At 69.8% G+C, this 23,666-nt stretch carries 20 protein-coding genes; 10 read left to right on the forward strand and 10 right to left on the reverse strand.

Annotated features, from left to right (window positions below):
* Nucleotides 1-163: 163 nt before the first annotated feature.
* Together ACIP89_RS29390 and ACIP89_RS29395 are read right to left on the reverse strand one after the other, a co-directional pair.
* Nucleotides 164-1,162: an anion permease gene (locus ACIP89_RS29390; protein WP_389208149.1), complete on the reverse strand. Its 999-nt coding sequence runs from the start codon at nucleotides 1,160-1,162 to the stop codon at nucleotides 164-166.
* Nucleotides 1,163-1,167: 5 nt separating this feature from the next.
* Nucleotides 1,168-1,788 carry a DUF47 domain-containing protein gene (locus ACIP89_RS29395; RefSeq protein ID WP_024493297.1) on the reverse strand — a complete coding sequence of 207 codons (621 nt, stop codon included), beginning with the start codon at nucleotides 1,786-1,788 and terminating at the stop codon, nucleotides 1,168-1,170.
* A 200-nt stretch (nucleotides 1,789-1,988) separates the two neighbouring features.
* Here ACIP89_RS29395 and ACIP89_RS29400 point away from each other — a divergent pair, with 200 nt between their 5' ends.
* A complete protein-coding gene (locus ACIP89_RS29400; protein ID WP_123524638.1) occupies nucleotides 1,989-2,384 on the forward strand; it encodes a metal-sensitive transcriptional regulator in 396 nt (131 codons plus the stop codon).
* An 86-nt stretch (nucleotides 2,385-2,470) separates the two neighbouring features.
* On the opposite strand, the gene ACIP89_RS29405 is transcribed toward ACIP89_RS29400, so the two are convergent.
* Nucleotides 2,471-2,665, reverse strand: coding sequence for a hypothetical protein (locus ACIP89_RS29405; protein ID WP_401922424.1), 195 nt, complete (start codon nucleotides 2,663-2,665; stop codon nucleotides 2,471-2,473).
* Nucleotides 2,666-2,848: 183 nt separating this feature from the next.
* Entirely contained in the window at nucleotides 2,849-3,829 is a 981-nt protein-coding gene (locus ACIP89_RS29410; protein ID WP_402117569.1) for a hypothetical protein, read from the reverse strand.
* 133 nt (nucleotides 3,830-3,962) lie between these two features.
* On the opposite strand from ACIP89_RS29410, the gene ACIP89_RS29415 reads away from it, so the two are divergent.
* Nucleotides 3,963-4,148, forward strand: a complete 186-nt coding sequence (locus tag ACIP89_RS29415) for a hypothetical protein (RefSeq protein WP_401922419.1) — start codon at nucleotides 3,963-3,965, stop codon at nucleotides 4,146-4,148.
* A gap of 55 nt (nucleotides 4,149-4,203) precedes the next feature.
* Nucleotides 4,204-5,808, forward strand: a complete 1,605-nt coding sequence (locus tag ACIP89_RS29420) for an FAD-binding protein (RefSeq protein ID WP_402117571.1) — start codon at nucleotides 4,204-4,206, stop codon at nucleotides 5,806-5,808.
* A gap of 295 nt (nucleotides 5,809-6,103) precedes the next feature.
* On the opposite strand, the gene ACIP89_RS29425 is transcribed toward ACIP89_RS29420, so the two are convergent.
* From ACIP89_RS29425 to ACIP89_RS29440, 4 genes are all read right to left on the reverse strand, one after another.
* Nucleotides 6,104-6,835, reverse strand: coding sequence for a phosphatase PAP2 family protein (locus ACIP89_RS29425; protein WP_402117573.1), 732 nt, complete (start codon nucleotides 6,833-6,835; stop codon nucleotides 6,104-6,106).
* Between the two features lie 269 nt (nucleotides 6,836-7,104).
* The gene (locus ACIP89_RS29430; protein ID WP_401934256.1) at nucleotides 7,105-8,112 is read right to left on the reverse strand and encodes an NlpC/P60 family protein; all 1,008 of its coding nucleotides are present in this window, start codon (nucleotides 8,110-8,112) and stop codon (nucleotides 7,105-7,107) included.
* Between the two features lie 626 nt (nucleotides 8,113-8,738).
* Complete coding sequence (locus ACIP89_RS29435; RefSeq protein WP_402117575.1) at nucleotides 8,739-10,628, reverse strand: alpha/beta hydrolase; 1,890 nt, start codon at nucleotides 10,626-10,628, stop codon at nucleotides 8,739-8,741.
* Nucleotides 10,625-10,888, reverse strand: coding sequence for a hypothetical protein (locus tag ACIP89_RS29440; protein WP_401934252.1), 264 nt, complete (start codon nucleotides 10,886-10,888; stop codon nucleotides 10,625-10,627). The genes ACIP89_RS29435 and ACIP89_RS29440 overlap by 4 nt, the downstream gene beginning before the upstream one ends.
* A 545-nt stretch (nucleotides 10,889-11,433) precedes the next feature.
* On the opposite strand from ACIP89_RS29440, the gene ACIP89_RS29445 reads away from it, so the two are divergent.
* A complete protein-coding gene (locus tag ACIP89_RS29445; protein WP_402117577.1) occupies nucleotides 11,434-12,621 on the forward strand; it encodes a low temperature requirement protein A in 1,188 nt (395 codons plus the stop codon).
* Nucleotides 12,622-12,678: 57 nt separating this feature from the next.
* On the opposite strand, the gene ACIP89_RS29450 is transcribed toward ACIP89_RS29445, so the two are convergent.
* Both ACIP89_RS29450 and ACIP89_RS29455 read right to left on the reverse strand, forming a co-directional pair.
* Nucleotides 12,679-13,851, reverse strand: coding sequence for a hypothetical protein (locus ACIP89_RS29450; protein ID WP_402117579.1), 1,173 nt, complete (start codon nucleotides 13,849-13,851; stop codon nucleotides 12,679-12,681).
* Nucleotides 13,852-14,055: 204 nt separating this feature from the next.
* Nucleotides 14,056-17,220 carry a glycoside hydrolase family 2 TIM barrel-domain containing protein gene (locus ACIP89_RS29455; protein ID WP_402117581.1) on the reverse strand — a complete coding sequence of 1,055 codons (3,165 nt, stop codon included), beginning with the start codon at nucleotides 17,218-17,220 and terminating at the stop codon, nucleotides 14,056-14,058.
* Between the two features lie 550 nt (nucleotides 17,221-17,770).
* On the opposite strand from ACIP89_RS29455, the gene ACIP89_RS29460 reads away from it, so the two are divergent.
* The 6 genes from ACIP89_RS29460 to ACIP89_RS29485 all read left to right on the forward strand — a co-directional run bounded on the left by ACIP89_RS29460 (nucleotide 17,771) and on the right by ACIP89_RS29485 (nucleotide 23,638).
* Nucleotides 17,771-18,166 carry a hypothetical protein gene (locus ACIP89_RS29460; protein ID WP_402117583.1) on the forward strand — a complete coding sequence of 132 codons (396 nt, stop codon included), beginning with the start codon at nucleotides 17,771-17,773 and terminating at the stop codon, nucleotides 18,164-18,166.
* A 289-nt stretch (nucleotides 18,167-18,455) separates the two neighbouring features.
* Nucleotides 18,456-19,061, forward strand: a complete 606-nt coding sequence (locus ACIP89_RS29465) for a DUF402 domain-containing protein (protein WP_401923761.1) — start codon at nucleotides 18,456-18,458, stop codon at nucleotides 19,059-19,061.
* A gap of 315 nt (nucleotides 19,062-19,376) precedes the next feature.
* Nucleotides 19,377-19,685, forward strand: a complete 309-nt coding sequence (locus ACIP89_RS29470; RefSeq protein ID WP_024493027.1) for a hypothetical protein — start codon at nucleotides 19,377-19,379, stop codon at nucleotides 19,683-19,685.
* Nucleotides 19,686-19,867: 182 nt separating this feature from the next.
* Nucleotides 19,868-20,740 (forward strand): hypothetical protein, encoded by an 873-nt coding sequence (locus ACIP89_RS29475; protein WP_402117584.1) that lies wholly within the window; start codon nucleotides 19,868-19,870, stop codon nucleotides 20,738-20,740.
* Nucleotides 20,730-22,091, forward strand: coding sequence for a hypothetical protein (locus ACIP89_RS29480; protein ID WP_402117600.1), 1,362 nt, complete (start codon nucleotides 20,730-20,732; stop codon nucleotides 22,089-22,091). Before ACIP89_RS29475 ends, ACIP89_RS29480 begins: the two co-directional genes overlap by 11 nt.
* Entirely contained in the window at nucleotides 22,088-23,638 is a 1,551-nt protein-coding gene (locus tag ACIP89_RS29485; RefSeq protein ID WP_401922393.1) for an SCO6880 family protein, read from the forward strand. Before ACIP89_RS29480 ends, ACIP89_RS29485 begins: the two co-directional genes overlap by 4 nt.
* The last annotated feature ends 28 nt before the right edge of the window (nucleotides 23,639-23,666 follow it).

Below are 23,666 nucleotides of genomic sequence, written 5' to 3' on the forward strand. Positions count from 1 at the left end.
CGGCCTTGGGGTGCTGCATGGCGGTGCCACCACAAGGCGAAAGGGTCCGCCCCGCTCTCCACAAGAGAGCGGGGCGGACCCACATCAAGCCACATCAAACCGATCAAGCCGCATCTGGACCGATCAAGCTCTGCCGAGACCGACCGAGCGGGTCGAGGGGCCGTCATCCGAAGAGCAGGAACACAACCCCGTAGCTGGCTCCGGCGACAAGCGCCGCGGCCGGCATCGTGATGAACCACCCCAGGATGATGTTCTTCGCGACACCCCACCGCACCGCGTTCACCCGCTTCGTGGCGCCCACACCCATGATCGCCGAGGTGATGACATGCGTCGTCGAGATCGGCGCGTGGAACAGGAAGGCGGAGCCGAACATGATCGACGCCCCCGTCGTCTCCGCGGCGAAGCCCTGCGGCGGATCCAGCTCGATGATCTTGCGGCCGAGCGTGCGCATGATGCGCCAGCCGCCCGCGTACGTACCCAGCGACAGCATCAGCGCGCAGACGAGCTTGACCCAGACCGGGATCGGGTCGCTGTACGTCTCGTGGCCGGAGATGACCAGGGCCATCACCACGATGCCCATCGTCTTCTGCGCGTCCTGCAGACCGTGACCGAGCGCCATGCCCGCGGCCGAGACCGTCTGCGCGATCCGGAAACCGCGCTTGGCCTTGTGCGGGTTGGACTTCCGGAACATCCACATGATGGCGACCATCACCAGATAGCCGACCACCAGGCCGATCACCGGCGAAATGAACATCGGGATGACGACCTTGTCGAGCACGCCCATCCAGTGCACCAGCGTCCCGCCCGCCAGCGCCGCGCCGACCATGCCGCCGAACAGGGCATGGGAGGACGACGACGGCAGGCCGAAGTACCAGGTGACCAGGTTCCAGATGATCGCGCCGACCAGCGCGGCGAAGAGGATCCCCATCCCCTTGTCGCCCTCGGGCGTCGCGATCAGGCCCTCGCTGACGGTCTTGGCGACCCCGCTGCCGAGGAACGCGCCGGCGAGGTTCATCACCGCCGCCATGGCCAGCGCCGCACGCGGGGTGAGCGCCCGGGTGGAGACCGAGGTGGCGATGGCGTTCGCGGAGTCGTGGAAGCCGTTCGTATACGTGAAGCCGAGCGCGACGCCGATGGTCACGACCAGTACAAAGGTGTCCACGTGGTTCAGGACTCCTTGACCGCGATGGTCTCCACCGTGTTCGCGACGTGCTCGAATGCGTCGGCAGCCTCTTCCAGCACGTCCACGATCTGCTTCAGCTTCAGCACCTCCATGGCGTCGTACTTGCCGTTGAAGAGCTGGGCGAGCAGCTTGCGGTGGATCTGGTCGGCCTGGTTCTCCAGGCGGTTGACCTCGATCCAGTACTCGGTGAGGTTGTCCATGGTCCGCAGGTTCGGCATGGCCGCGGCGGTCAGTTCCGCCGCCCGTGCCAGCACCTCGACCTGCTGCTCGACACCCTTGGGGAGCTCATCGACCTGGTACAGCACGACCAGGTCGACTGCCTCCTCCATGAAGTCCATGATGTCGTCGAGCGACGACGCGAGGTTGTAAATGTCCTCGCGGTCGAAGGGCGTAATGAAGGAGGAGTTCAGCTGGTGGAAGATCGCGTGGGTGGCGTCATCCCCCGCGTGCTCCGCTGCCCGCATACGCTCCGCGATCTCGACTCGGGAGGCAGAATCCGCCCCGAGCAGTTCCATCAGGAGTTTCGAGCCCGTGACGATGTTGTCCGCGGATGCGGAGAACATGTCGTAGAAGCTCGTCTCCCTGGGGGTCAGACGAAAGCGCACGTGGGGTCCTCGGGATGCTTTGGATTCGGTCAGGCTGATGCTAGGCGCATCATCCGGCCACGGCTAACCGGCATTCTTCAGTGTCGCGCATCAGGCACAGTGATCAGCACGGGACCCCGGTCACGTTTCAGCTGAATTCGTTAGGATATACCCACCAGGGGTATATAAACGGCAGGGTAAAGGGAAAACGGGAGGCAGCAATGACCACCACCGAGGCCACCGGGGCGGACCGGTCACCGGACACCGCGGACGCCACGACCCCGGCGGACACCGCCGTTCCGGCGGTCGAGATCGTCACCGATCACGACCGGGGCATACACGGCTACCACCACCAGAAGGCGGAGCACCTCAAGCGCCTGCGCCGCATCGAGGGCCAGATCCGCGGCCTGCAACGCATGGTCGACGAGGACGTCTACTGCATCGACATACTCACCCAGGTCTCCGCGTCCACGAAGGCGCTCCAGTCCTTCGCGCTCCAGCTGCTGGAGGAGCACCTGCGGCACTGCGTCGCGGACGCGGCCGTCAAGGGCGGCGAGGAGATCGACGCGAAGGTCGAGGAGGCCACCAAGGCCATCGCCCGGCTGCTGCGCACCTGAGCCGCTGCACATTCTGAGTACCTGAGCACCTGCTGCTTGCCCCGCGCGGGGCCCCTCCCCCGTGCCCCCGCCCTGCCCGCCCGCCGTCAGCCCCGGTGCTCTCCCTGCCGGGGGACGGTGGTGCGTTCAGTGATCACCTTCACATCGAGCACCTCGTCGATACGGTCCGCACTGAGGCGTTCCCCGATCGCCGCCGACGCCGCGATCATCAGCTCCCCGCACAGCTCGATCTCGGCGAGTGCCACATGGTCCGATACGGTCCGTGCGCCGAGCGTCACCACGTCACTCACCTCTCACTGCCGTCTCCGACTTCCTAGGGTAGGGAGCGCACCACACACCGCGCATGGCACGGACGGACCATTTCGCCTCAGCGAGATGCCTACGGCACAGCTCCTGGCCACCCCCGTCCGGCGGCTCCGGCGCATCGGGCGCGGTCCCGCCCCCGGTGATCCCGTCCGTGGCGGTCACGGCTGCTGCCCCTGCCGGATCTCACCGGTGTAGATGTCCCGCCCGGCCGGGATCCTCACGGACACCGGAACCCCGAACCCGTACAGCAGCGTCGTCGACACCACCTCCACCGCGGGCCCCTCGTTGGCGAAGCTGAACCGGTGCCGCACCTTGCGCAGCCGCCCCTGCTCGTCCAGATACGCGTCGAACGGCACGGTGTCCGTACGGAACCCCTTCGCCGCCGCCGTCAGCGCGCCCCGGGAGGCGGCCGGCGCCTGCCGCGCGGCCCGCCCGATGTCGGTGGTCCCCCGGTAGTGCCGCACCGTCACCCCGGCCAGATCGCTCTCGCCCAGGTACGTCACCGCACGCGCCCCGAGCAGCAGCTCGGCCGCGGCCATCGGATCGGTCGCCCCGCCGGTCACCAGGTTGCCGTCGGCCAGGGCCGTCGTGTCGATCCGGACCCACTTGTCCTCGGGCACCCCGGCGCCGCGGTTCATCATGTAGAGCGCGCCCGGGGCCAGCAGTTCCGTGATGGGCAGGTGCTCCTCCTTGCCCACGGCGTCCTGCGGCAGCACCACCTTGAGCCGCCCGGACCGGCTGCGGAAGTCGTACGTCCCCCGGCCCCTGATGGTCACCCGGGTACCGCCCGCCGCCGTCTCCATCGACGTGTTCACCTTGGCGGTGGTGCCCGCGCCGGCCTTCGTGTCCGCGTGGGCGGAGGTGCCCGCGTCACCGGACGTGCCCGCACCGGCTGTCGTGTCCTCGGCCCCGCCGCCGGGTCTCCCCGCTGTACGGGCGGCGGACGCGTCCGCCGCGCCGGTGAGCACCGCGGCCGCCTGCCGCACCGCCTCGACGGCTCGGGGCCCGGTCCGGTCGTCGGCCGCGGCCGGATCGCCGCCACCGCCGGAGCAACCGGCGGCCGCCGCCATCACGCCCATCGCGGCGAGGGCGCACACAGCGCGCGCCCCGCCTCCGGATCTGTGCTGCTGCACCACCATCGCCTGCCAACCCCCAACGCCGTACCGCTTGCCCGAGCCCCCCACCCGTTCCGGATAACGACTGCCCCTGTCCCCCGTAACGCCGACCGCCCACCCCTCACCGCCGGACGGCCCCGCCCAGTACCGTGGACGCGTGTATGACCAACACACCGCAGAGGTTCCACCGGCCGTGCCACCGGCCCGGTCCGCCCACGAACCCACCACCGTCGAACGCGGCTCGTTCTGCACCGCACGATGCGGCTGCGGCTGGTCCGGACCGGCCCGCAGATCCCGCGACCGGGCCCGCGCCGACGCCGACGCGCACCGCACCGCCCCCTGACCGGACCACCGGCCGCACCCCACGAGGACCCGTTTCCCCCCACCCCGGAGGTCCGATGACCCTGCCGAACCGGCGCACCGTCCTGACCGCGGGCGCCGCGGCCGTACTCACCGGCGTCACCGCCACCGCCTGCGACGACACCGGCTCCTCCACACCCACCGGCGGCTCGACCCCGGCCACGAGGACGGGCGGGCCCACGCCCACCGGCGCCTCCGCGTCCCCGTCGACGACCGCGCCCACCGGCCCGGCCGACTGGCCCGCGCTGGCCAAGAGCCTCGACGGCTCCCTCGTACGCCCCGACGACGCGGCCTATCCAACAGCCCGTCAGCTCTACAACACCCGCTACGACAAGCAGAAACCGGCCGCGGTCGCCTACGTGCGGCACGAGGACGACATCCGCGAGTGCCTGGCCTTCGCCCGGCGCAGCTCCACCCCCGTCGCCATCCGCAGCGGCGGCCACTCCTACGGCGGCTGGTCGAGCGGCGACGGCAGGCTCGTCATTGACGTCTCGTCACTCTCCCGCGTGGGCGGGGACGGCACGATCGGCGCGGGCGCCCGGCTCCTCGGCGTCTACCAGGGCCTCGCCGCGCACGGCGTGACCATCCCCGGCGGCTCCTGCCCCACGGTCGCGATCTCCGGCCTCACCCTCGGCGGCGGCCACGGGGTCGCGGCCCGCGCATACGGCCTGACCTGCGACAGCCTCACCGCCGCGACCATCGTCACCGCCGACGGCAAGACCCTCACCGCCGACGCCAAACACCACCCGGACCTCTTCTGGGCGCTGCGCGGCGCGGGCAACGGCAACTTCGGCGTCGTCACCGAACTCCGCTTCCGCACCCGCCCGGCCCCGCAGACCGTCACCGCGTACATGTCCTGGCCCTGGTCACGCGCCCGCTCCGTCATCACCGCCTGGCAGAAGTGGGGGCCGGACCAGCCGGACGAGATCTGGTCCTCCGCACACCTCGCGGCGGGCCCCGGCGGCGGAAACCCGACGGTGACGGTCTCGGCCTTCAGCCTCGGCACGTACAGCGATCTGCAGAACGCCGTCGACCGCCTCGCCGACCGGATCGGCTCCCCGGCCTCCTCCGTCTCGCTGCGCCGCCGCAGCTACCAGGAGGCGATGCTCGTGTACGCGGGCTGCTCGGGCATCACCGACGCCCAGTGCCATCTGCCGGGCACCACGCCCGGCCGCACCTCGCAGGGCACGCTCCAGCGCGAGACGTACGCGGCCGCGTCCGACTTCTACGACCACGCGCTGCCCCCGGCCGGTATCCAGGCCCTCCTCGACCGGACGGAGGCCTTCACCCGGCTCGACACGGCCGAGGGCGGCGGCGGATCGATCGCGCTCACCGCGCTGGGCGGGGCCATCAACCGGGTGGACCCGAAGGCCACGGCGTTCGTCCACCGGCACTCACGGATGCTCGCCCAGTACATCGGCGCCTGGCGCCCCGGCACCTCGGGCCGCCCACAACAGAACTGGCTGAAAGACACCCATTCCGCGCTGCGCCGGCACGCATCCGGAGCGGCCTACCAGAACTACGCGGACCCGGCGCTGACGGACTGGCGGGACGCCTACTACGGCACGGCCGCCGCCCGTCTGGCCGAGGTGAAGAAGCGGTACGACCCGGACGGCGCCTTCACGTTCCCGCAGGCGCTCTGAGGGGCCTGCGGGGGGAGCGGCGGCCGGGTCCCTCCCCCGCGGGCCCGGGCGGAAGGCCCCACCGGGCGGCCCGTCAGGACTGCGCGTCACGACTGCACGTCCCAATTGGGCGTCACGACTTCGGTCACGACTGGGCCGCACGACTTCAGTCACGGCGGTGCGTCGCGACGGGGGCTCGCGACTCCCGTCCCCGACTGCGCGTCACGACGGGGGCTCACAACTCCCGTCCCCGACTGCGCGTCACGACTGGGCCTCACAACTCCCGTTCCCGACTGCGCGACACGACTGCGCGTTTCTACGCCGCGAGCCCTTTCTCGCCGTCACCGCCGCCGGAGCCCGGCCTCGGCTCGGGAATCCCGAGCGCGTCGTCCCGGCTCCCGGTTCCCGCCGCGGACAGCGCCCGGCGCGACCGTACGAGCCTGCCTGCCCGGGGAGACCGGGAGACGGCACCCACCAGGGGGGCCAGCAGCATCATCGCGAGCGGGGCGAGCAGCAGGGCCGCAGCCGTGCCGAGAGCGAATCCGCCGATGACGTCGGTCGGGTAGTGAACGCCCATGTAGATCCGGCAGAAACCCTCCAGCAACGCGAGCCCGATCGCCGCGATGCCGAACCTGCGGTTCGCCACGAAGAGCCCGACCCCGAGGGCCATCGCCATCGTGGCGTGGTCGCTCACGAAGGAGAAGTCGTTCTTCCCGTCCACCAGGACTTCGAGCCCCTGGTGGTCCTTGAACGGCCTCGGACGTTCGACGAATCCGCGGATCGGGATGTTGATCAGCAGGGCGATGCCCGCGGCGAGCGGCGCCCACACGATTCCGGAGACAGCCGTCACCGAATCCTCGGGGGTCCCGCGCCGACGGGCGCTCCACCAGCACCACAGGACCACCAGGACCATGCCGAGCATGATCCCGTACTCGCCGATGAACTCCATGACCTTGTCGAACCAGGTGGGAGCGGACTTGGCGAGCCCGTTGATGTCGTAGAGCAGGCTGACGTCGGGGTTTGACCCATCCAGTGCGAGTCCAGCCATCTGCCGCGGCCCCTTGCCTTGTCTGCTGCTGATACCGCGGTGCACGCCCATGTGCACCGCTTTGACGAACCCCCGTGTTCGCTTCGATCACGTACGTGGGACGACGCTCGGTCAGTGGCCGCTGCCCCGGTCCAACCAGAGAACGACGCGTTCCGTGCGTACGTTCCACTCTCCACCGAATGATCACCATGACGTTATCGAAGAGTGACTCATCGTCGCAGCTCAGGGCCCAGGCTTCACAGAGAGTTCCGGCCACCGCCGCCCCCCGGTCAGGCGGCCGGCCGCGCGGTCGGAAGGGCTGCGGCACCGTCCTTGGTGACGCGTGTCGCACCGAAGTAGTCGGGCGAGTCGATCTTGTCGAACCGGATCACGGCACCGGTGTACGGCGCGTTGATCATGTACCCGCCGCCAACGTACAGGCCCACGTGGTGGATGGCGCGCGAGTTGGCCAGGTCGTCGGAGAAGAACACCAGGTCACCGGGGAGCAACTCGTCGCGCGAGGGGTGCGGTCCGGCGTTGTACTGGTCGTTCGCCACCCGCGGCAGCTCGATGTCCACCGTCCGGTACGCGGCCTGTGTCAGCCCCGAACAGTCGAACCGCCCGCCCTGCTCCGCCGTGCCGTTGCCGCCCCACAGGTATTTCGTCCCGAGCTTCTTCTGCGCGAAGTAGATGGCGCCCGCGGCCTGCTGGGATGGCTGCACCCGGCCCACGGGCTTGGCGAAGCTCTTCTCCAGGGACCGGATGATCTTGACGTAGTTCTCGGTCTCCGAGATGCCCGGGACCCCGCCCGCCTTGATCACCCGGTACGCGCCCGCGTTGTAGGCGGCCAGCATGTTGTCGGTCGCGTCCCCCGGAACCTTCTTCACGTACCCGGCAAGCTCGCAGTCGTACGACGCGGCGGACGGAATAGCGTCGGCGGGATCCCAGACGTCGCGGTCACCGTCCTTGTCCCCGTCGATGCCGTGTCCGGCCCAGGTCCCGGGGATGAACTGCGCGATGCCCTGCGCGGCGGCCGGACTCTCGGCGCCCGGGTCCCAGCCGCTCTCCTGGTACAGCTGGGCGGCGAGGAGGGCGGGGTTGATGGCGGGACAGAGGTTGCCCCACTTCTCGACGAGAGGCTGGTACTTGGCCGGCACCGCCCCCTTGGCCAGCCCGACAGCCCCGCCACCGCCGCCTCCGAGGCCGGCTGCGGCGGAGTACGTACCGACGACGAGCAACGCCACGAAGCACATGGCGGCCCCGACGCCGATCCCACCCACCAACCAGAATTTCCGCACCCCTCAACCTTCCCCCATCGGGGACGGGTTCATGGGTGTTTTCGACGGTGTGTGCGAGTCATCGGGGTCACTGACGGAGCATCAGGGTGCTCCGGCGGACCAGAAGTCGGAGCGGACGTGGGGGGCTGGAACGGGCTCACCCACGTGCTCCGATCCACCGGGTGGCGGTGCAGGCATCGACACCTCGGACCTTTCCACACACGGCGTGGCAACTTCGAAGAATGCCTGCCCACCCCCTCCGATAAGGAGCCTTACCCGAAATCCGTCCGACGTCTCAAAATAAGTTGCCGGACTTACCGAATTTGCATTAACGCCGATCTGGTGATAGCCAGCATCCATCCACTCGCGTTCCACAACCCCCAGGAAGCTACCTTTCCGCTCCTCGGAAATAACGGTGACTACCGCACGCCGTCGAGAAACATCACAGCTCCCCTCTGTCGACTCACCGTGCACCCACCGAACTGGTGGCTTGATACGGGAGAAAGTATCGTCAAGGATTTCATCCGCTCGATCCGCAGCTTCCTGCATATTCATCTTTCCTCGATCCCCTCGACTCTGTGGCCTGATCGTCTCAGCGCACGCTGAAAGCAGGAGTAGGGCGACCAATACAACAGCAGTACGAGCCCTCACCTGAGACGGTCCCTTTCGATCTGCCCCGACTTTCCTGCCACAATTCTTGCGATGTTATCTGCAGACCTCTGATCCTTGGCTGGATCGAAATAGTTCGAGTGTGCCTCAGTTGGACTATGGCCTCGCTCCAGTAGCCGAGGGCCATCGCTGACTGCAAAACGGTTGGCTCCGAAATCCCGATGCGCGGGGTCTGTGCCAAACCAGACGTCACTCTCCTCGGTTTGGGCATCCTGAGCTGCATAGCCTGCAGCGCCGCCAGCAATTCCCCCAGCAGCTCCTCCGATCATGGCCCCCAGAGGGCCTGCACCCATCCCCAGTGCGAATCCCGTAGATGCACCACCTGCCACCCCAGTTCCAAGTCCGCTCGCCTCGTAGCTGTTGGGCAACTTGGTCACGGGATCATTCTCTGCCGCTCCAACGAATACGTGCTCCTTCCCGACACCTAACTCTTCTGCGGAGTGTGCACCTGTACCAGGGCTTCCCACCAAGACCACATCGTCCGCTCCCGGGATTCCGCCGCCCTGCTGAGCAGCAAGACCAACGGTCAACGATCCGTAAGAATGCCCAATCGCCGTCACATGCGGATCCCCCTCCTGATTCGTTGCAGAAATCCCATCCATGAAACGGTTATAGGCAGCAGCCCCATCCCTGGCATTCGACTCACCCATGACATCTAGGTTTCCCATGAGATCATCAGTCGATGTCTGTGGCGCATCATAACCAAGCCATACGATTGAAGCCGTCGGGGAGCTGGGATCCATCTCTTTCGCTCCAATAGCAGTATCCCGAGCCCGCTTGAGGTCATTCCGCGCGAAATCCTCGTCCAACGACGTATTCAACCCGGGCACGTATGCCGAAACATTTCGCGCCGTATCCGGGTTCCCGTACGAGACAATCGCGCGGCCGTTCCCCTCGTCCCCGATGCCGAGCAGGTACATCGGCGGTTGCCGGCCCTCCTTCAATTGCCGGTCGATCTCCCGCAGCCCCGCCAGCTTCGTCTCCGCGTCCGCGTCGTCCTGGCCCTCCAGCTTGCCGATCAGCAGTTGGAGGTTGTCGCGGTTGGCCGTGTCGCGGACCAGGGCCGGGATGCCGTCCAGGTTGCCGATCTGGTCCGGGTACACCGCGAGGTACTCCTCGCGCTGTTCGTCCGTCAGGCCCGCCCACCACGTCTTGCGCGCCGCCGGGCTCGCATCGAGGGGGATGCCCGACTTCAGGTAGCCGCGCGCCGCGTCCCGTACCGCTGCTGCGTCGCCCGCCGCGTCCGTCCATGTCCGGTCCGGGACCTTCAGGCCCTCCTCGGCCTTCAGGTCCCGCAGGATTCGGGCGAACCGCCAGTCGATCTCGGCCGCCGTCCGTACGGCTTTGGTCACCCGGTCCGCGATGTCCTGCGCCTTGGCCGCGTTCGGGTTCGGCGCCACCAGCCCCGACGGCGGCAGCAGTCCCGGCGCCGCCGTCACCGAGGCCGTGCCGCCCGGCAACGGCTTACCGTCGATCAGGCCCTCGCCCGCCTCCGGGTACGTCACCGAGCCGTCCGCGTGGACGGTGAACCTCAGCGCCTCCGCATCGTCCAGCGCGTCCCGCAACGCCCGTTGCTGGGCCCTCATCTCGTGGGCGAGGCTGTTCAGCGCCGTACGGACCAGGCCGCACTCCGTGTACACGTACTGCAGGTTCCGGCCCAGCTGCCGCAGCCTGCCGACCGCCGCGTCCGCCGCCGCGCCCCGCTGGGTCTCGCGCAGGCCGTTCAGCAGTTGCTTCTCGATCCGGTCCCGTCCGGCGTCGGCGCGGTTGCTCGCCTTTCCCCATCCGTCGGCCGCACTCTCCAGCTCGGCGCACCTCAGGTCCCGTAACTGTGCCCAGGTCAGCGTGGAAGTCGGCGGCGGCGTCAACGTACGACTCCCCACTCCGGCCTCGCCACGGGTGTGAAGGACGACCTCACGGTCTCGTTCGTCTCGCCCTGGGCCCGTGCGACGCCCCGCAGGTTCCCCGCCAGGGACCCGCACTCCCGGCGCGCCGACTCGAAGCGCCGCTCCCACGACTCCCGTACGCTCCCCAGCTCCGCGAGGGCGCTCAGCCCGGCCGTACCGGCGAGCAGGCCCTCGTGCGCCGCCGCGAGCTCCGCCTTCACCGGCCCGAGGTGCGCGGCCATCCCCTCCGCGCCCCCGGCGGCCCGGACCCACACCCCTCCGCTGTGCCGCAGCTGATCCCCAGCAGACCCACCCGCCGCACCAGGCCCGCCAGACCTGCCAGCCCCACCTGCCCCACCAGACTCGCCCACCAGGTCGCTCAGCCTCTGCCGCCCACCGGGCTGCCCCACCACGGCCATGCCGCTCACCCCGCTCACCCCGTTCCTTGATCGTGGAGCGGCACTGTGCCAAAACGGGCGACCGCGACACGCCGGACCGGCCTGTGCACGGAGGCCCCGGGGGAGCAGGAAATCCCCTGCTCCCCCGGGGCCTCTCCGGCCGGTCCCGCCACGCGGGGATCACCCGAACGGTGGACCGGTTCACACCCCACGCGGTGCCTGCACGGGGCCGCTCGTGGGGCCGGCCGGGGAGACGTCGCGGCAGTTCGACCACACGCCAGGGTCGTTGACGGCCCCTCACCATCGCTGCGCCTCCAGCCGGGCGCGCGTCCCGCGGCCGGGGCGTGGCGGTACGTCCCGGCCACCCCCAGCGGGAAGAATGCGCCCCCATGAGCCAATCGCACCCCGCCCACCGCCAGTTCGCGTGGCTCCGCCCGATGGTCGCCCGCCCGGCCGACGAGCAGCACCGCACCGCGACCATGCTGGAGCTCTTCTTCGACCTCTGCTTCGTCACCGCCGTCGCCCAGGCGGCGACGGCGTTCGAGCACGAACTGGCGGAGGGGCGCATCGGCCACGGCGTGCTCGGCTACGCGATGGTGTTCTTCGCGATCTGGTGGGCCTGGATGAACTTCACGTGGTTCGCCTCCGCGTACGACACCGACGACGTGCCGTACCGGCTGCTCACCCTCCTGCAGATCACCGGCGCACTCGTCCTGGCCGCCGGCGCGACCGAGGCGGTCCAGCGCGAGGACTTCACCGTCATCACCTGGGGTTACGTCATCATGCGGCTGGCCATGGTGGCCCAGTGGCTGCGCGCCGCCCACGCCGATCCCGAACGGCGCCGCAGCTGCCTGCGCTACGCCGTGGGGATCCTCGTGGTGCAGGCCGGCTGGATCGTACGCCTCGCCCTGCCCGAAGGCAGCGGACTCGCGACGTTCGCGGTCCTCGTGGTCGCGGAGATCGCCGTCCCCGTGTGGGCCGAGCGGGCGGCCACCACCACGTGGCACCCGCACCACATCGCGGAACGGTACGGACTGTTCACGCTGATCGTGCTCGGTGAGTCGATCACCGCCGCCACCGGTGCCGTGCGCGTGTCCCTCGACACCCACGCGGCGCTCGGCGACCTCGCCGCACTCGTCGTCGGCGGGATCCTGACCGTGTTCGCCCTGTGGTGGCTGTACTTCGCACAGAGCGCGCCCCAGCGGCTCACCACCCTCCGCGTCGCGCTCCTCTGGGGCTACGGGCACTACTTCGTCTTCGCCTCGGCCGCCGCCGTCGGCGCCGCCCTCGCGCTCAACGTCACCCACGCCACGGGCCACGGCCACCTCTCCGACCACGCGGCGGCCTCGGTCTACACCGTTCCGGTCGCGCTCTTCGTCACCCTCGTGTGGCTGCTGCACCACCCCACTCCGGTGCGGTTCGACGCCGCCGACCTCGTACATCCGGTCGCGGTCGCCGCCGTTCTCGCCGCGACGTTCGCTCCCTCGCCCGTCCTCGTCACGGGCATCATCGCCGCACTCCTCATCGCGGCGAAGCTGGCCCTCTCCCCACGCGGCGCCACGAAGGCGTCACCCTGAACAGCACTAGCAGCAGCAACAACAGCAACAACAACGGTGCCCGCGCCCGCACCACGTTCAGCGAGTGGTGCGGGCCGCCTGCCCCGGCAGGGCGATCCCGTGGGCCTGGGCGACCCGCCCCGGACGCAGCGTCCACGGCACCGGTGAGGTGTCGGTCAGCCAGTCCTCCGCGACGATCCGGTGCACGACGAAGCCCCGCAGCGAGCGCGACAGCTTCCAGCCGAGGCCCTTGCACAGCTGGCCGTACGAGGGGCCGTGTCCGTGTTCCGCGCGGAAGGCGGCGGCGAATCCGGCTGCCTGCGGGCCACGGTCGGGGTGGCCGTCCTCCCAGGCGTCGTAGGCGGTGAGTACGGACCGGGGGGCGGGGACGTCGGCCGGCGGGTACATGAACGCCTTGGCCACCCGGCCCCTGGAGAACCGGCACAGGGAGCAGTGCTCGACCGCCTCCACGTGCCGCCGCAGAGCCGGACTCGTACCGGACTTCCAGGCGTCCCACGCGGCCGGGGTGATCTGCTCCGGCTCCGGGACGGCAGGCGGGCGGCTCGCCTCGACGCGCGCCTCCTCCTCGATCTCCTGAGGGGTACGGAACCTGCCCGCGAGGTGGCGTACCACCGGGTCGAGGCGGTACGCGTCGCCGGAGAGGTCACCGAGGAACCCCTTGACGGCGAGTTCCGGCACGGCGGCGCGGCAGGCCTCCGGCAGGTGGCCGGGGATCCGGCCGTGCAGCTCGGAGGTGCTGTGGGCCGCCAGGAACAGGGCCGCCAGCCGGATCGCCGGCGACGCCTTCTTGACCGGCTTCGCGATCCGCACGCGCAGGGCCCATCCCGAAACCCTCGACCGTGTGCCCTTGCCCAGGGGCAGCGGGTGGTCCGCCTCCCGGCTCATGTCCGGCACCCTGATCCCCACCGGAACGTCCTGGTCCCCGTCGACCAGCGGACCGGGCACCTCCCATCCGGCGGCCTCCAGATCGGCCACGGCCCGGCGCGGGTCCTCCAGCCGCAACGAGCGCACGTCGGTCCCGGTGACGTTGCCGACACCACCCCGTGCCGCCCGGATGGCCACCACGACGGCGAGGAACTGCGCGTCGACGGACGCGAGCGGCAGCTCGGCCACGTACGACAGGAGCGCGCGTGCGGCCTCTCCCTGCCGGTTCGTCAGCAGAAAGGGCGGCAGCGCGGGTTCGACGGACGACGCGGCGGCGATCTCTTGCGAGATGACAGTCTTGGGCACATCTCTCCTAACGCGGGGCAGCCGTCCAGGACACGGGCACCGGCCTCGCGACGTCGCGACACATCACGCCGGCCGCGCCGCACCACCGGCATCCGGGACCAGGAGAGAACGGTATCCGCCCGCGGGCTGCCGCGAAGGCGGCGGCCGGACAGCCGCCGGCCCGGGGCATCGCCAAGTCCCCGGGCCGGCGGCTGTCCGGCTCTGCTACGCGGACCGCAAGCGGTAGGCGTAGGTGTACGTCCGCCCGGCGTGCAGCAGGTACTCCGCGAGCGGCGGGGCGCCCCAGGAGTCGTTGCCGCCGACCCCCATCTGCCGGTGGTTGACGCCCAGGACCGTCTCGTCGCGCCGCTTCAGCTCGTAGGGGTGCTTCGGCCCCTCCAGGTCGAACGGCGAGTAGTGCAGGACGCTCGTCTCCAGCATGGGTTCGCCCTCGCCGGGGTCGGCCCGTACCAGCAGTCCGGTGCCGGAGCGGTCGGTCACCGACAGCGTGCGCACGTCGGTCATGTTGCCGGTCTGCTCGGGCCGGACGTAGGGCGCGACCTGGTCGTCGACGGTGGAGCGGTAGCGGCCCACGAACGCGCCGGTGTGCCGGTCCCAGTAGTTCTCCTGCGGGCCGCGCCCGTACCAGTCGATCTGCTCGAAGCCCTTCGGAACCGTCAGCAGCGCGCCCACCATGGGCAGATCGGGCAGCCCGGCGGCGGCCTCCAGGGTGTGCCTGACCCGGATCTCGCCGTCCCCGCGGACGGTGAACACGGTGGTCCAGGTGGACGTGGCCGGGGCGGTGGGCAGGGTGCACGCCACCTCGACAGTGACGACGCCGGGCGACGGCTGCCCGGTCTTGACGGAGGTCACCTCGCGGTCGGTACCGGCGTCCCGCCACGTCCGCAGGGAGTTCTGGGCGCCCCGGCCGATGTCGTTGTCGGTGGGCCCGCGCCAGAAGTTCGGCACCGGGCCGCCGGCCAGCAGCAGCCGGCCCTTCACCCGGTACGAGGCCAGCGTTCCGGTGGACTTGTCCAGGACCACCTCCGTGTCGCGCCCGCTGATCCGTACCCGTGCGCCGGTCTCGTCGAGGGTGAGGGCGGGCAGCGTGTCCGGGGCCCGGTCCGCGGGGGCCGGGGTGTGCCAGCCGAGCGCGAGCTGTTCGGCGGCCACGGTGTGCCCGGCCTCCGCCCACGCGGCCTCGGCCTTCAGGACGAAGGAGACGTTCAGCCAGTACTCGGCGCCCGGCTCGGGCTTCGCCGGCTTCCGGTACGGGATGCGTACGGAGCCCTCGTCACCGGGCGCCACCTTCGGCGCCGCGAGCCTGCCGTGCTGCACGCTCCGGCCGTCGCAGGTGACGTCCCAGCGCAGCTCGTACGCGTCCAGGCCGCTGAACAGGTGCTTGTTCCGTACGGTGACCGTCCCGGCCGCGAGGTCCGCCGCGGCGACGGCGACCGGCTGGTAGACCTTCTTGAGCTCCAGCAGACCGGGGTGCGGCGTACGGTCGGCCGCGACCAGCCCGTTGCAGCAGAAGTTGGCGTCGGTGGGATAGCCGTCGTGCCAGTCCCCGCCGTACGACAGGTAGGTGTGCTTGGGGTCGCCCGGCACCGGGAGCCGGATCGCCTGGTCCACCCAGTCCCACACGAAGGCACCGTGCAGATTCGGGTAGCGCTCGAAGATGTCCCAGTACTCCTTGAGGTTGCCGCTGCTGTTGCCCATGGCGTGCGCGTACTCGCACAGCATGAAGGGCGTCTCCTTGCCCGATCTGCCGTACGCCTCCACGTCCGCCGGCTTGGTGTACATCTCGCTGTGCAGGTCGGCGACCTCGTTCATGCCTTCGTAGTGCACGGGCCTGGAGGCGTCCCTGGCGTGCACCCAGTCGGCCATGGCCCGGAAGTTGGAGCCTCCGCCGGCCTCGTTGCCCAGCGACCAGACGACGATACTCGGATGGTTCTTGTCGCGCTCGACCATGGAGCGGATCCGGTCGACACAGGCGTCGGTCCACTCCGGCAGGGACGCCGGCACGGTGTCGCGGACGCCGTGGGTCTCCAGGTTCGTCTCGCCGATGACGTACAGGCCGTACTCGTCGCACAGCTCCAGCCAGTGCGGGCTGTTGGGGTAGTGCGAGGTGCGCACCGCGTTGATGTTGTGCTGCTTCATCAGCAGGATGTCCTGGAGCATCCGCGGCTCGCGGATCGCCTGACCGTCGTCGGGGTCGGACTCGTGACGGTTGGTGCCGCGGAACATCACGGGCTTGCCGTTCACGGTGAACTTCCCGGGCCCGTACTCGACCTCGCGGAAGCCGGTACGGGTGCGCTGGACGTCGACCGTCCGGCCGGAGCCGTCGGTGAGCGTGACGACGACGGTGTACAGGTTCGGGTCCTCGGCCGACCAGAGCGCGGGCGCGGAGACGTCCGCCTTCAGCGTCACCTCGGCGTCCCCGCCCGAACCCTTCGGGTCGACGTCGCCGGTGAGCGGACGGCCGACCCGGCGCCCCCGGCCGTCGTACAGCACCGCCTCGATGCGGTGGCCGGCCGCGCCGGCGCCGCCCCGGTCGCGCACCGTCGCGGTGACCGTGAGGACCGCGTCGCGGTACGCGTCGTCCAGCGCGGTCCGCACGAAGAGGTCCTGCACATGGACCGGCGCGACCGCGTACAGATAGACGTCCCGGAAGATCCCGGACAGGTCGATCATGTCCTGGTCCTCAAGCCAGCTGCCGTCGGACCAGCGGTAGACCTCGACGGCCAGGGTGTTGCCGCCCGGCCGGACATGGTCTGTGATGTCGAACTCGGCGGGGGTGTAGCTGTCCTCGCTGTAGCCGACCCGCTTGCCGTTGACCCAGAGGAAGAACGCCGACTTCACGCCCTGGAACGAGATCAGGGTGCGCCGGCCCGACCAGTCGCGCGGCACGGTGAAGGTGCGGCGGTAGGAGCCGACCGGGTTGAAGTCGTGCGGAACGGCGGGCGGGTCCGGGGTCTCGTAGCCGATCCACGGGTAGCGGATGTTGAGGTAGATCGGCTCCGGGTAGCCCTCGATCTCCCAGTTCGACGGTACGGGGATCCGGTCCCAGCCGCCGTCGTCGTAGCCGGGCGCCTCGAAGCCGGTGGGCCGGGCGTCGGGGTTCTTGGACCACTTGAAGCGCCAGGTCCCGTTCAGGGAACGGAAGTACGGCGACTTCTCCCTGTCCCCGCGCAGCGCCTCGGAGCCGTTCGCGTACGGCACGAGCTGGGCCCGCGCAGCCTCTCGGCCCACCTGGAACACTCTCGGCTCCGCGTCCCACTCGGGGCCCTCCGCGGCGAAGGCCTGTCTCTGCGCGGAGAAGACGGCCCAGCCCGCGAGGGCTGCCCCGGTCGAGAGGACGGAACGACGGCTCGGACGGTGTGCGCTCATGAAGCGGCTCCGAACGGAAGGCAACAAGAACCACCACCATCAGACGGAATCACTCAACACGCAAGACTCCGCGCGGGATCGCCGCGTGTCGCGGCCGACGCCGCCCCCACATCAGGGGCCCGACCACCTCAAAGGGCGTAACGGCACGGCCCAAGGTGGCCGGAAGTCGGCCCGGCCCGACCGGGAACCGCCCGGACCGCTCGCAGACACGGCCCCCGCCCTCGCTCGGCGAGCTCCGCAGGCGCCTGCTCACTCCACGGGGACGGTGCCGGGATGCGCGGATCGGTGCCGGGACGCTCGGGACGGCGCCGGGACGCGCGGGTCGGCGTCCACCCCCAGCCGGACCCGGCTGCGCCCCGCGCCCTGCGTCGCGCACACACGGGGAGTACGACCCCGAGGAGTGCCGCCAAGGGCGTTCGGGCCGGGGAGTTCGACCACATCGCCGAACCCGCCGACGGCTCGGGGCCCGCGCCGGGTCGGCCTGACCGGGGCGGAACCCCGACCGGGCCGGGCCACCCGGACACCGCCCTCGGATGCGACGATCCACGTCATGACCGGATGGATGTCCCGGACCCCGCGCCACGCGGTAGCGCTGGTCTGCGCGTACGTGACCGGCCTCCTCCTCGTGGGGTCCGTCGCGCACATCACCGGCCTCCTTCAACACGGCCTTCACCCCTACGCCTGGGCCCCGGGCTGGCTGAACCTGTACTGGACCTCGCTGGCACCTCTGGACACGCTCGCGGCTCTTCTCCTGCTCCGGGGAAAGCGTGCGGGGGTAGACCTCGCCTGCGCCGTCACGGCGACCGACCTCGTCGCCAACTGGTACGCGATTTACGGCATCCAGCACAGCCACTTCACGGAGCAGCCCGGTCTGCAACGGCTCACCGCGTTCGCCGTGCTCGTACTGGGAACAGCACCGTTCGTCCGCGGGCACCTCACCAAGTGACCGCCGTCCGCGAGCGCCCTGTGGATTCGGGCCTCCTCCGCGGGTGCGAGCGCCTGACAGGTCCGGACACGTGTCCGAAGACCTCGGCGCGGGCATGATCAATCGCATGAAAGCGGGCAAGAGGGACGTCGCGACCAACGGCAAGAGGCTCGACACGAACACCGGTGCGGGGGTTCGGACCGGCACTAGCACTAGCACTAGCACTGGTACCGGCACCGGCACCGGCACCGGCACCGGCACCGGCACACACAACTGCGCAAGCACTAGGCCGGGGCAGCCGGGGCAGGTCCTGCAATGGAACTTCTTCATAGGCGGGCACCTGAGCGCCTCCGTTCCCGTGCGCCTCGTCGAGCGTACGACCGCAGGTCAGCTCCTGTGGATGGAGACCGGCACGCCGATGTGGCGGACCGCCCTACCGCGTGGCACCACACATCTGCGGGACATAGCCCCGCACGAACGCCCCGCCGAGGGGTACCCCGTGGTCCCCGACCGGTGGCCGATGGGCAACGCCCTCTTCTACCAGCCGACCGGCGCGGCCCACTCCGTCCTGTGGCTGTTCGGGCGCAGACAGAAGTTCCGCGGCTGGTACGTCAATCTGGAACGCCGGCTCCACCACGGTGACGACATCGACATCGCGGACCACGAGCTGGACCTCAACGTGGCACCGGACCGCACGTGGCGATGGAAGGACGAGCAGTCCTTCGCGGAGAAGACCGGCCATCCCGCGTACTGGACCGCCGAGGAAGCGGTCGCCATCCGCTCCGAGGGGGACGCGGTGGCACGGCTCGCCGAGGCCGGAACGTTTCCCTTCGACGGCTCCTGGTGCGATTTCAGGCCACCCTCGGCATGGACGACACCACCCCGCCCACCGAACCCCCGCCGCTCGCTCCTGTGAACGACGCCCACCGCCACCTCGCCACACGTGCGCCGATAGGTGCGGTTCGGGCATGGATGCCCGTCTCGGCCAGGGTGGCGCGATGGGGATCATTGCCCGGCGTCACGCTCCGTGATACACAGAGTAACGATATGTAATTCGCTCACACACCGATTCGATCCGCAGGTCAGGGCGGTCAGACCGGTCAAATGTGCGAGACCCGGGTAAAGAGAGCCGTGAAGTCGTCGTGCGAACGCAGTTTCATCAGCGAAGATAGAGGGTGACTCGTGCCGTGCGGTGCGGGCACCGAACTACCCAGCAAGGGCGGTGACTTAAATGATCCTGGCAGCTGAGAAGGGCGACATCACCACCATCATCGGCGGAATCGCCCCGAACTGGGGGCCGTTCGGGACCTTGGGCAACGAGGCCCGCGTCATGATCGAAGTGGTGATGGCGATCGCCATCCTGCTCTGCCTCGGCATCGCGATCTGGGGAGCGGCGAAACAGCGGATCGGCGCGACGGCTCTGCGTGACACGTTCAGCGCGGAGCAGGGCAAGGGGCTGATCGTCGCCGGTCTCACCGGTGTGTTCATCATCGGATCGCTGGGAACCCTGTTCACCATCGTCTACGGGATGGCTGTCTAACCGACCGTCAGCCCGCGTCCGGGGGCACTCCCGCCCCGTCCCCACCATCCGCCCGTCGTGCCCACCGGCAGAGGTTGCGTCTCCCTGATGTCGAGTCACCACACCGCGCCCGCGCGGGAACCAGCACGGCTACCGTCGTACTACGACGCGGTCCAGGCAACGGTTGAGGGGGCGTACGCGGCATGAGTCCCGACGACGACGGCTACGGCAACGACTCCGGCCGTCCGAACGACGGCTACAGCACCCTCGGCGGCACGCGCCAGACCCGTACCCGCCTCCCCGACGCCCAGGGCGGCGACGGCTACGGCCCCCGCCGCCCGGCCCGCGGCTCCCGCTCGCTCTTCACCGTCCTCGGCGTGGTGGTCCTGCTCCTGGCCGCCATCGCCTTCGCGAACATGGGCGGAGGCGACGGGGACAACGGCGGCGACGGTGCGCGGGGAAGCGACGCCAAGAAGGCCGGCTCGGCACCGACCGCGGCCACGGGGACGAAGCCGGTGACGGGGAAGAACGGCTCGATTCCCTCGGGGTACGCGCATGACGAGCAGGGGGCGCAGAGCGCGGCGGCAAACTATTCCGTGGCACTCGGGTCGGCGGACATGTTCGACAAGGGCCGCAGACGTGCGATCGCCACTGCGGTATACGCGCCGGCGGTGGCGTCCGCACGCCAGGGCGACCTCGACAAGGTGTACTCCGGTGAAGCCTTCCTGGCGAACATCGGTCTGAGCGCGGACGGCACAGCCCCTGCCGGTCAGATCTTCATCTCACGTTCCAACCCTGTGGGAACCAAGGTGGAGAAGTTCAACGGCGACACAGCGACTGTCTCTGTCTGGTACTCAGCGTTGTTCGGCTTGGCCGGTGAAGGCTCGAAGAACCCGGTCTCCGAGAGCTGGTTCACCAATACCTTCGACCTTACGTGGATCAACGGCGACTGGAAGGTCACCGACTTCACGCAGAAGGACGGCCCCGCCCCGGTCGGTCGTGACCAGGCCGCCTCCCCTGCAGGAGAGATGGCCGATGCCGTGGAACAGTTCGGAGGTTTCACGTATGCCCGGTAAACGACAGAATCGTGTTCTATCGTTGTCAGCCCTTTTGGGCATTGTGCAGGTTTTTCTCGTCCTGTTGCCCACTCGGGCGTTCGCGGCACCCTCGCCGAGCCCAGCGCCCAGCAGGGGCAGCAATGCCTGTGATCTGATCCGCGGCCCCGCCAAGGACTACTGCGAAGGCAACGCAGGCTCCTCCAAGTCCAACGCCCCCAAAAGCGTCGACCCCGCCCTGGACCCCCTGACGTCCCTGGGCCGCGGCTGCGCCGACGCCGCCGCGTGGATCGTCGGCAAGCTCAGCGACGCCGTCAAGAGCACCGCCAACGTCGACTTCACGAACACCCGCTTCCTCCAGCAGTACGCGATCGTCTTCGCCGCCTCCACCGTGCTGACGCTCGTCCTGTGGCTGCTCGCCGTCGCCAAGCGCGCCATCCGCGGAGTGCCGCTCACCACCGCCATCTCGGAGGCCATCGGGTTCCTGTGGCTGACGGTCCTGGCTTCCGCGTTCACCCCGCTGATCCTGTACACGATCGTCTCCGCCACCGACGCCGTCACCGAGGTCATCGCCTCGTCCTCCGGCGGGCAGACCGACGTCTTCTTCGGGTCGTTCGCGGAGGCGCTCAAGAAGGACTCCGACATCGGCGGCGGACCGATCATGCTGATCGTCGTGTCCCTGGTGTCGATCCTCGCCGCAGGCATCCTCTGGCTGGAACTCGTGATCCGGGCCGCCCTCCTCTACGTCGGCGCCCTGCTCGGAACCGCCGTGTACGCGGGGCTCGTCGACAAGAACATGTGGGGGCACGTACGCCGCTGGGCAGGCATCATGATCGCCGTGATCATGGTGAAACCCGTCATCGTCGTCGTGCTCGGTCTGGCCGGCGCACTGTCCTCCGACGGTGGCCCGAACGCGTTCTCCGCCGTCGTCTCCGGACTGGCGATCATCCTGCTCGCGATCTTCGCCTCCGGCATGATCTACCGCTTCGTCCCCGGCTTCGGCGACGAGATCCAGGGCGCCCGTACCAACCGCAAGCAGGCCACCGACGGCTCCCAGGCCGCCGCGATGATCAGCTCGCCCGCCGCTCTCGTCTCCCAGGGCATCAAGACCCACAGCAGCCGCGGCGGCGGCCAGGACAACGGCGGCGGCAACAGCGGCGGCGGACGCCCCGCCAATCCGGTCAGCGGCGGAGTCGCCGCCCACAGCTCCCGCAACTCCGGGGGCGGGGCCGGCGGCGGATCCGCCCCCTCCGCCGCACCTCCGCCCCGCAGCGGCTCCGGCCCCACCTCCGGTACCCCGCACAGCAGCCGCGGCCCGCGCCGCGGATCAGGAAGTCCAGGTAACAGCAGCACAGGAGGTGGCGGGCGTTGAGCACGCAGTCCCATCCGATCGCGCCCCGCCGTACGTATCTCATCGGCCGGGCCAGGCCCAACGCCATGGTCGGCAAGAACCGCGAGACCGGCGAGATCGCCCTGATCATCGGCGGGGCGTTCCTCGGCATGATGAGCGGGCTGCTCGTACCGGTCCTGTCCATGCGGATCGTGCTGCTCACCGGCTTCCCGCTGCTCGCCCTGGCGATCGTCTACGTCCCGTACAGGCACCGGACGTTCTACAAGTGGTTCGAGATCAACCGCAGCTACAAGCGCTCCCTGCGCCGAGGCGCCACCTACCAGTCCGCTGCCATGGAAGCGGGCACCAGCGCCGACGGCCGCGAGGTGGAGATCGGGCCGCCCCCCGGCATCGGCCGGATCAACTGGCTGGCCGCACCCTTCGGCCCCGACGAGATCGCCGTACTCCTGCACGCCGACCGCCGCACCGTCACCGCCGCGATCGAGATCGAGGGGCCCGGCGTCGGGCTGCGCGACAGCGAGGACCAGGAAGCACTCGTCGACCGGTTCGGCACCCTGCTCAAGCACGTCGCCAACGGCGACGGCTTCGTGACCCGCATCCAGATGCTCGCCCGCACCCTGCCCGCCGACCCCGACGCCCACGCGAAGGACGTCGCCCAGCGCGGCGACAAGGCCTCCCCCGGCTGGCTCCAGGAGTCCTACGAGCAGCTCCAGTCGATGGTCTCCACCTCCAGCGAGCAGCACCGCGCCTACCTCGTCGCCTGCATGGAGTTCGACCGCGAACTCGCCGCAGAGGCCAACGCCATGGCCCGCGCCGCCCGCCCCCACGGCGGCCGCAAGCTCGACCGGGACGCCGGACTCGCGGTCGTCATGGCGCGCGAGCTCACCGACATCTGCGCCCGCCTCGCCGAGGCCGACATCCGGGTACGCCAGCCGCTCGGCCAGAGCCGCCTGGCCTCCCTCGTCCACTCGATGTACGACCCCGACCACCCCATCGACCACATCCAGGCGATGACGAAGCGCAACGCCTGGCCGGCCGAACTGGACGCGGTCGAGCCGACGTTCCTCCAGGCCAAGACCCGCGAATCGTCCACCCGCGCCCCCTGGTGCCACTCCACGGCCTGGGTGAAGGAGTGGCCGATGACACCCGTCGGCGTCAACTTCCTGGCCCCGCTCCTCGTCCACACGCCCGATGTGATCCGTACGGTCGCGGTCTGCATGGACCTCGAACCCACCGAGATCGCCATCGAGCGGATGCTCACCGAGAAGACCAACGACGACGCCGAGGCCAGCCGCCAGGCCAAGATGAACCGCACCGTCGACCCCCGCGACATCGCCGCCCACGGCCGGCTCGACCAGCGGGGTGAAGATCTCGCGAGCGGCGCGGCCGGGGTGAACCTGGTGGGGTACATCACCGTGTCGTCGCGTTCGCCCGAGTCCCTCGCCCGCGACAAGCGGACGATCCGGGCCTCGGCCGGCAAGTCGTACCTGAAGCTGGAGTGGTGCGACCGCGAGCACCACCGCGCGTTCGTGAACACCCTGCCGTTCGCCACCGGCATCCGCCGCTGACCGCCGACCTCACGATCGCACCGCACTA

This window comes from Streptomyces sp. NPDC088730 (genome assembly GCF_044751215.1).
In the GTDB taxonomy this organism is placed as follows: domain Bacteria; phylum Actinomycetota; class Actinomycetes; order Streptomycetales; family Streptomycetaceae; genus Streptomyces.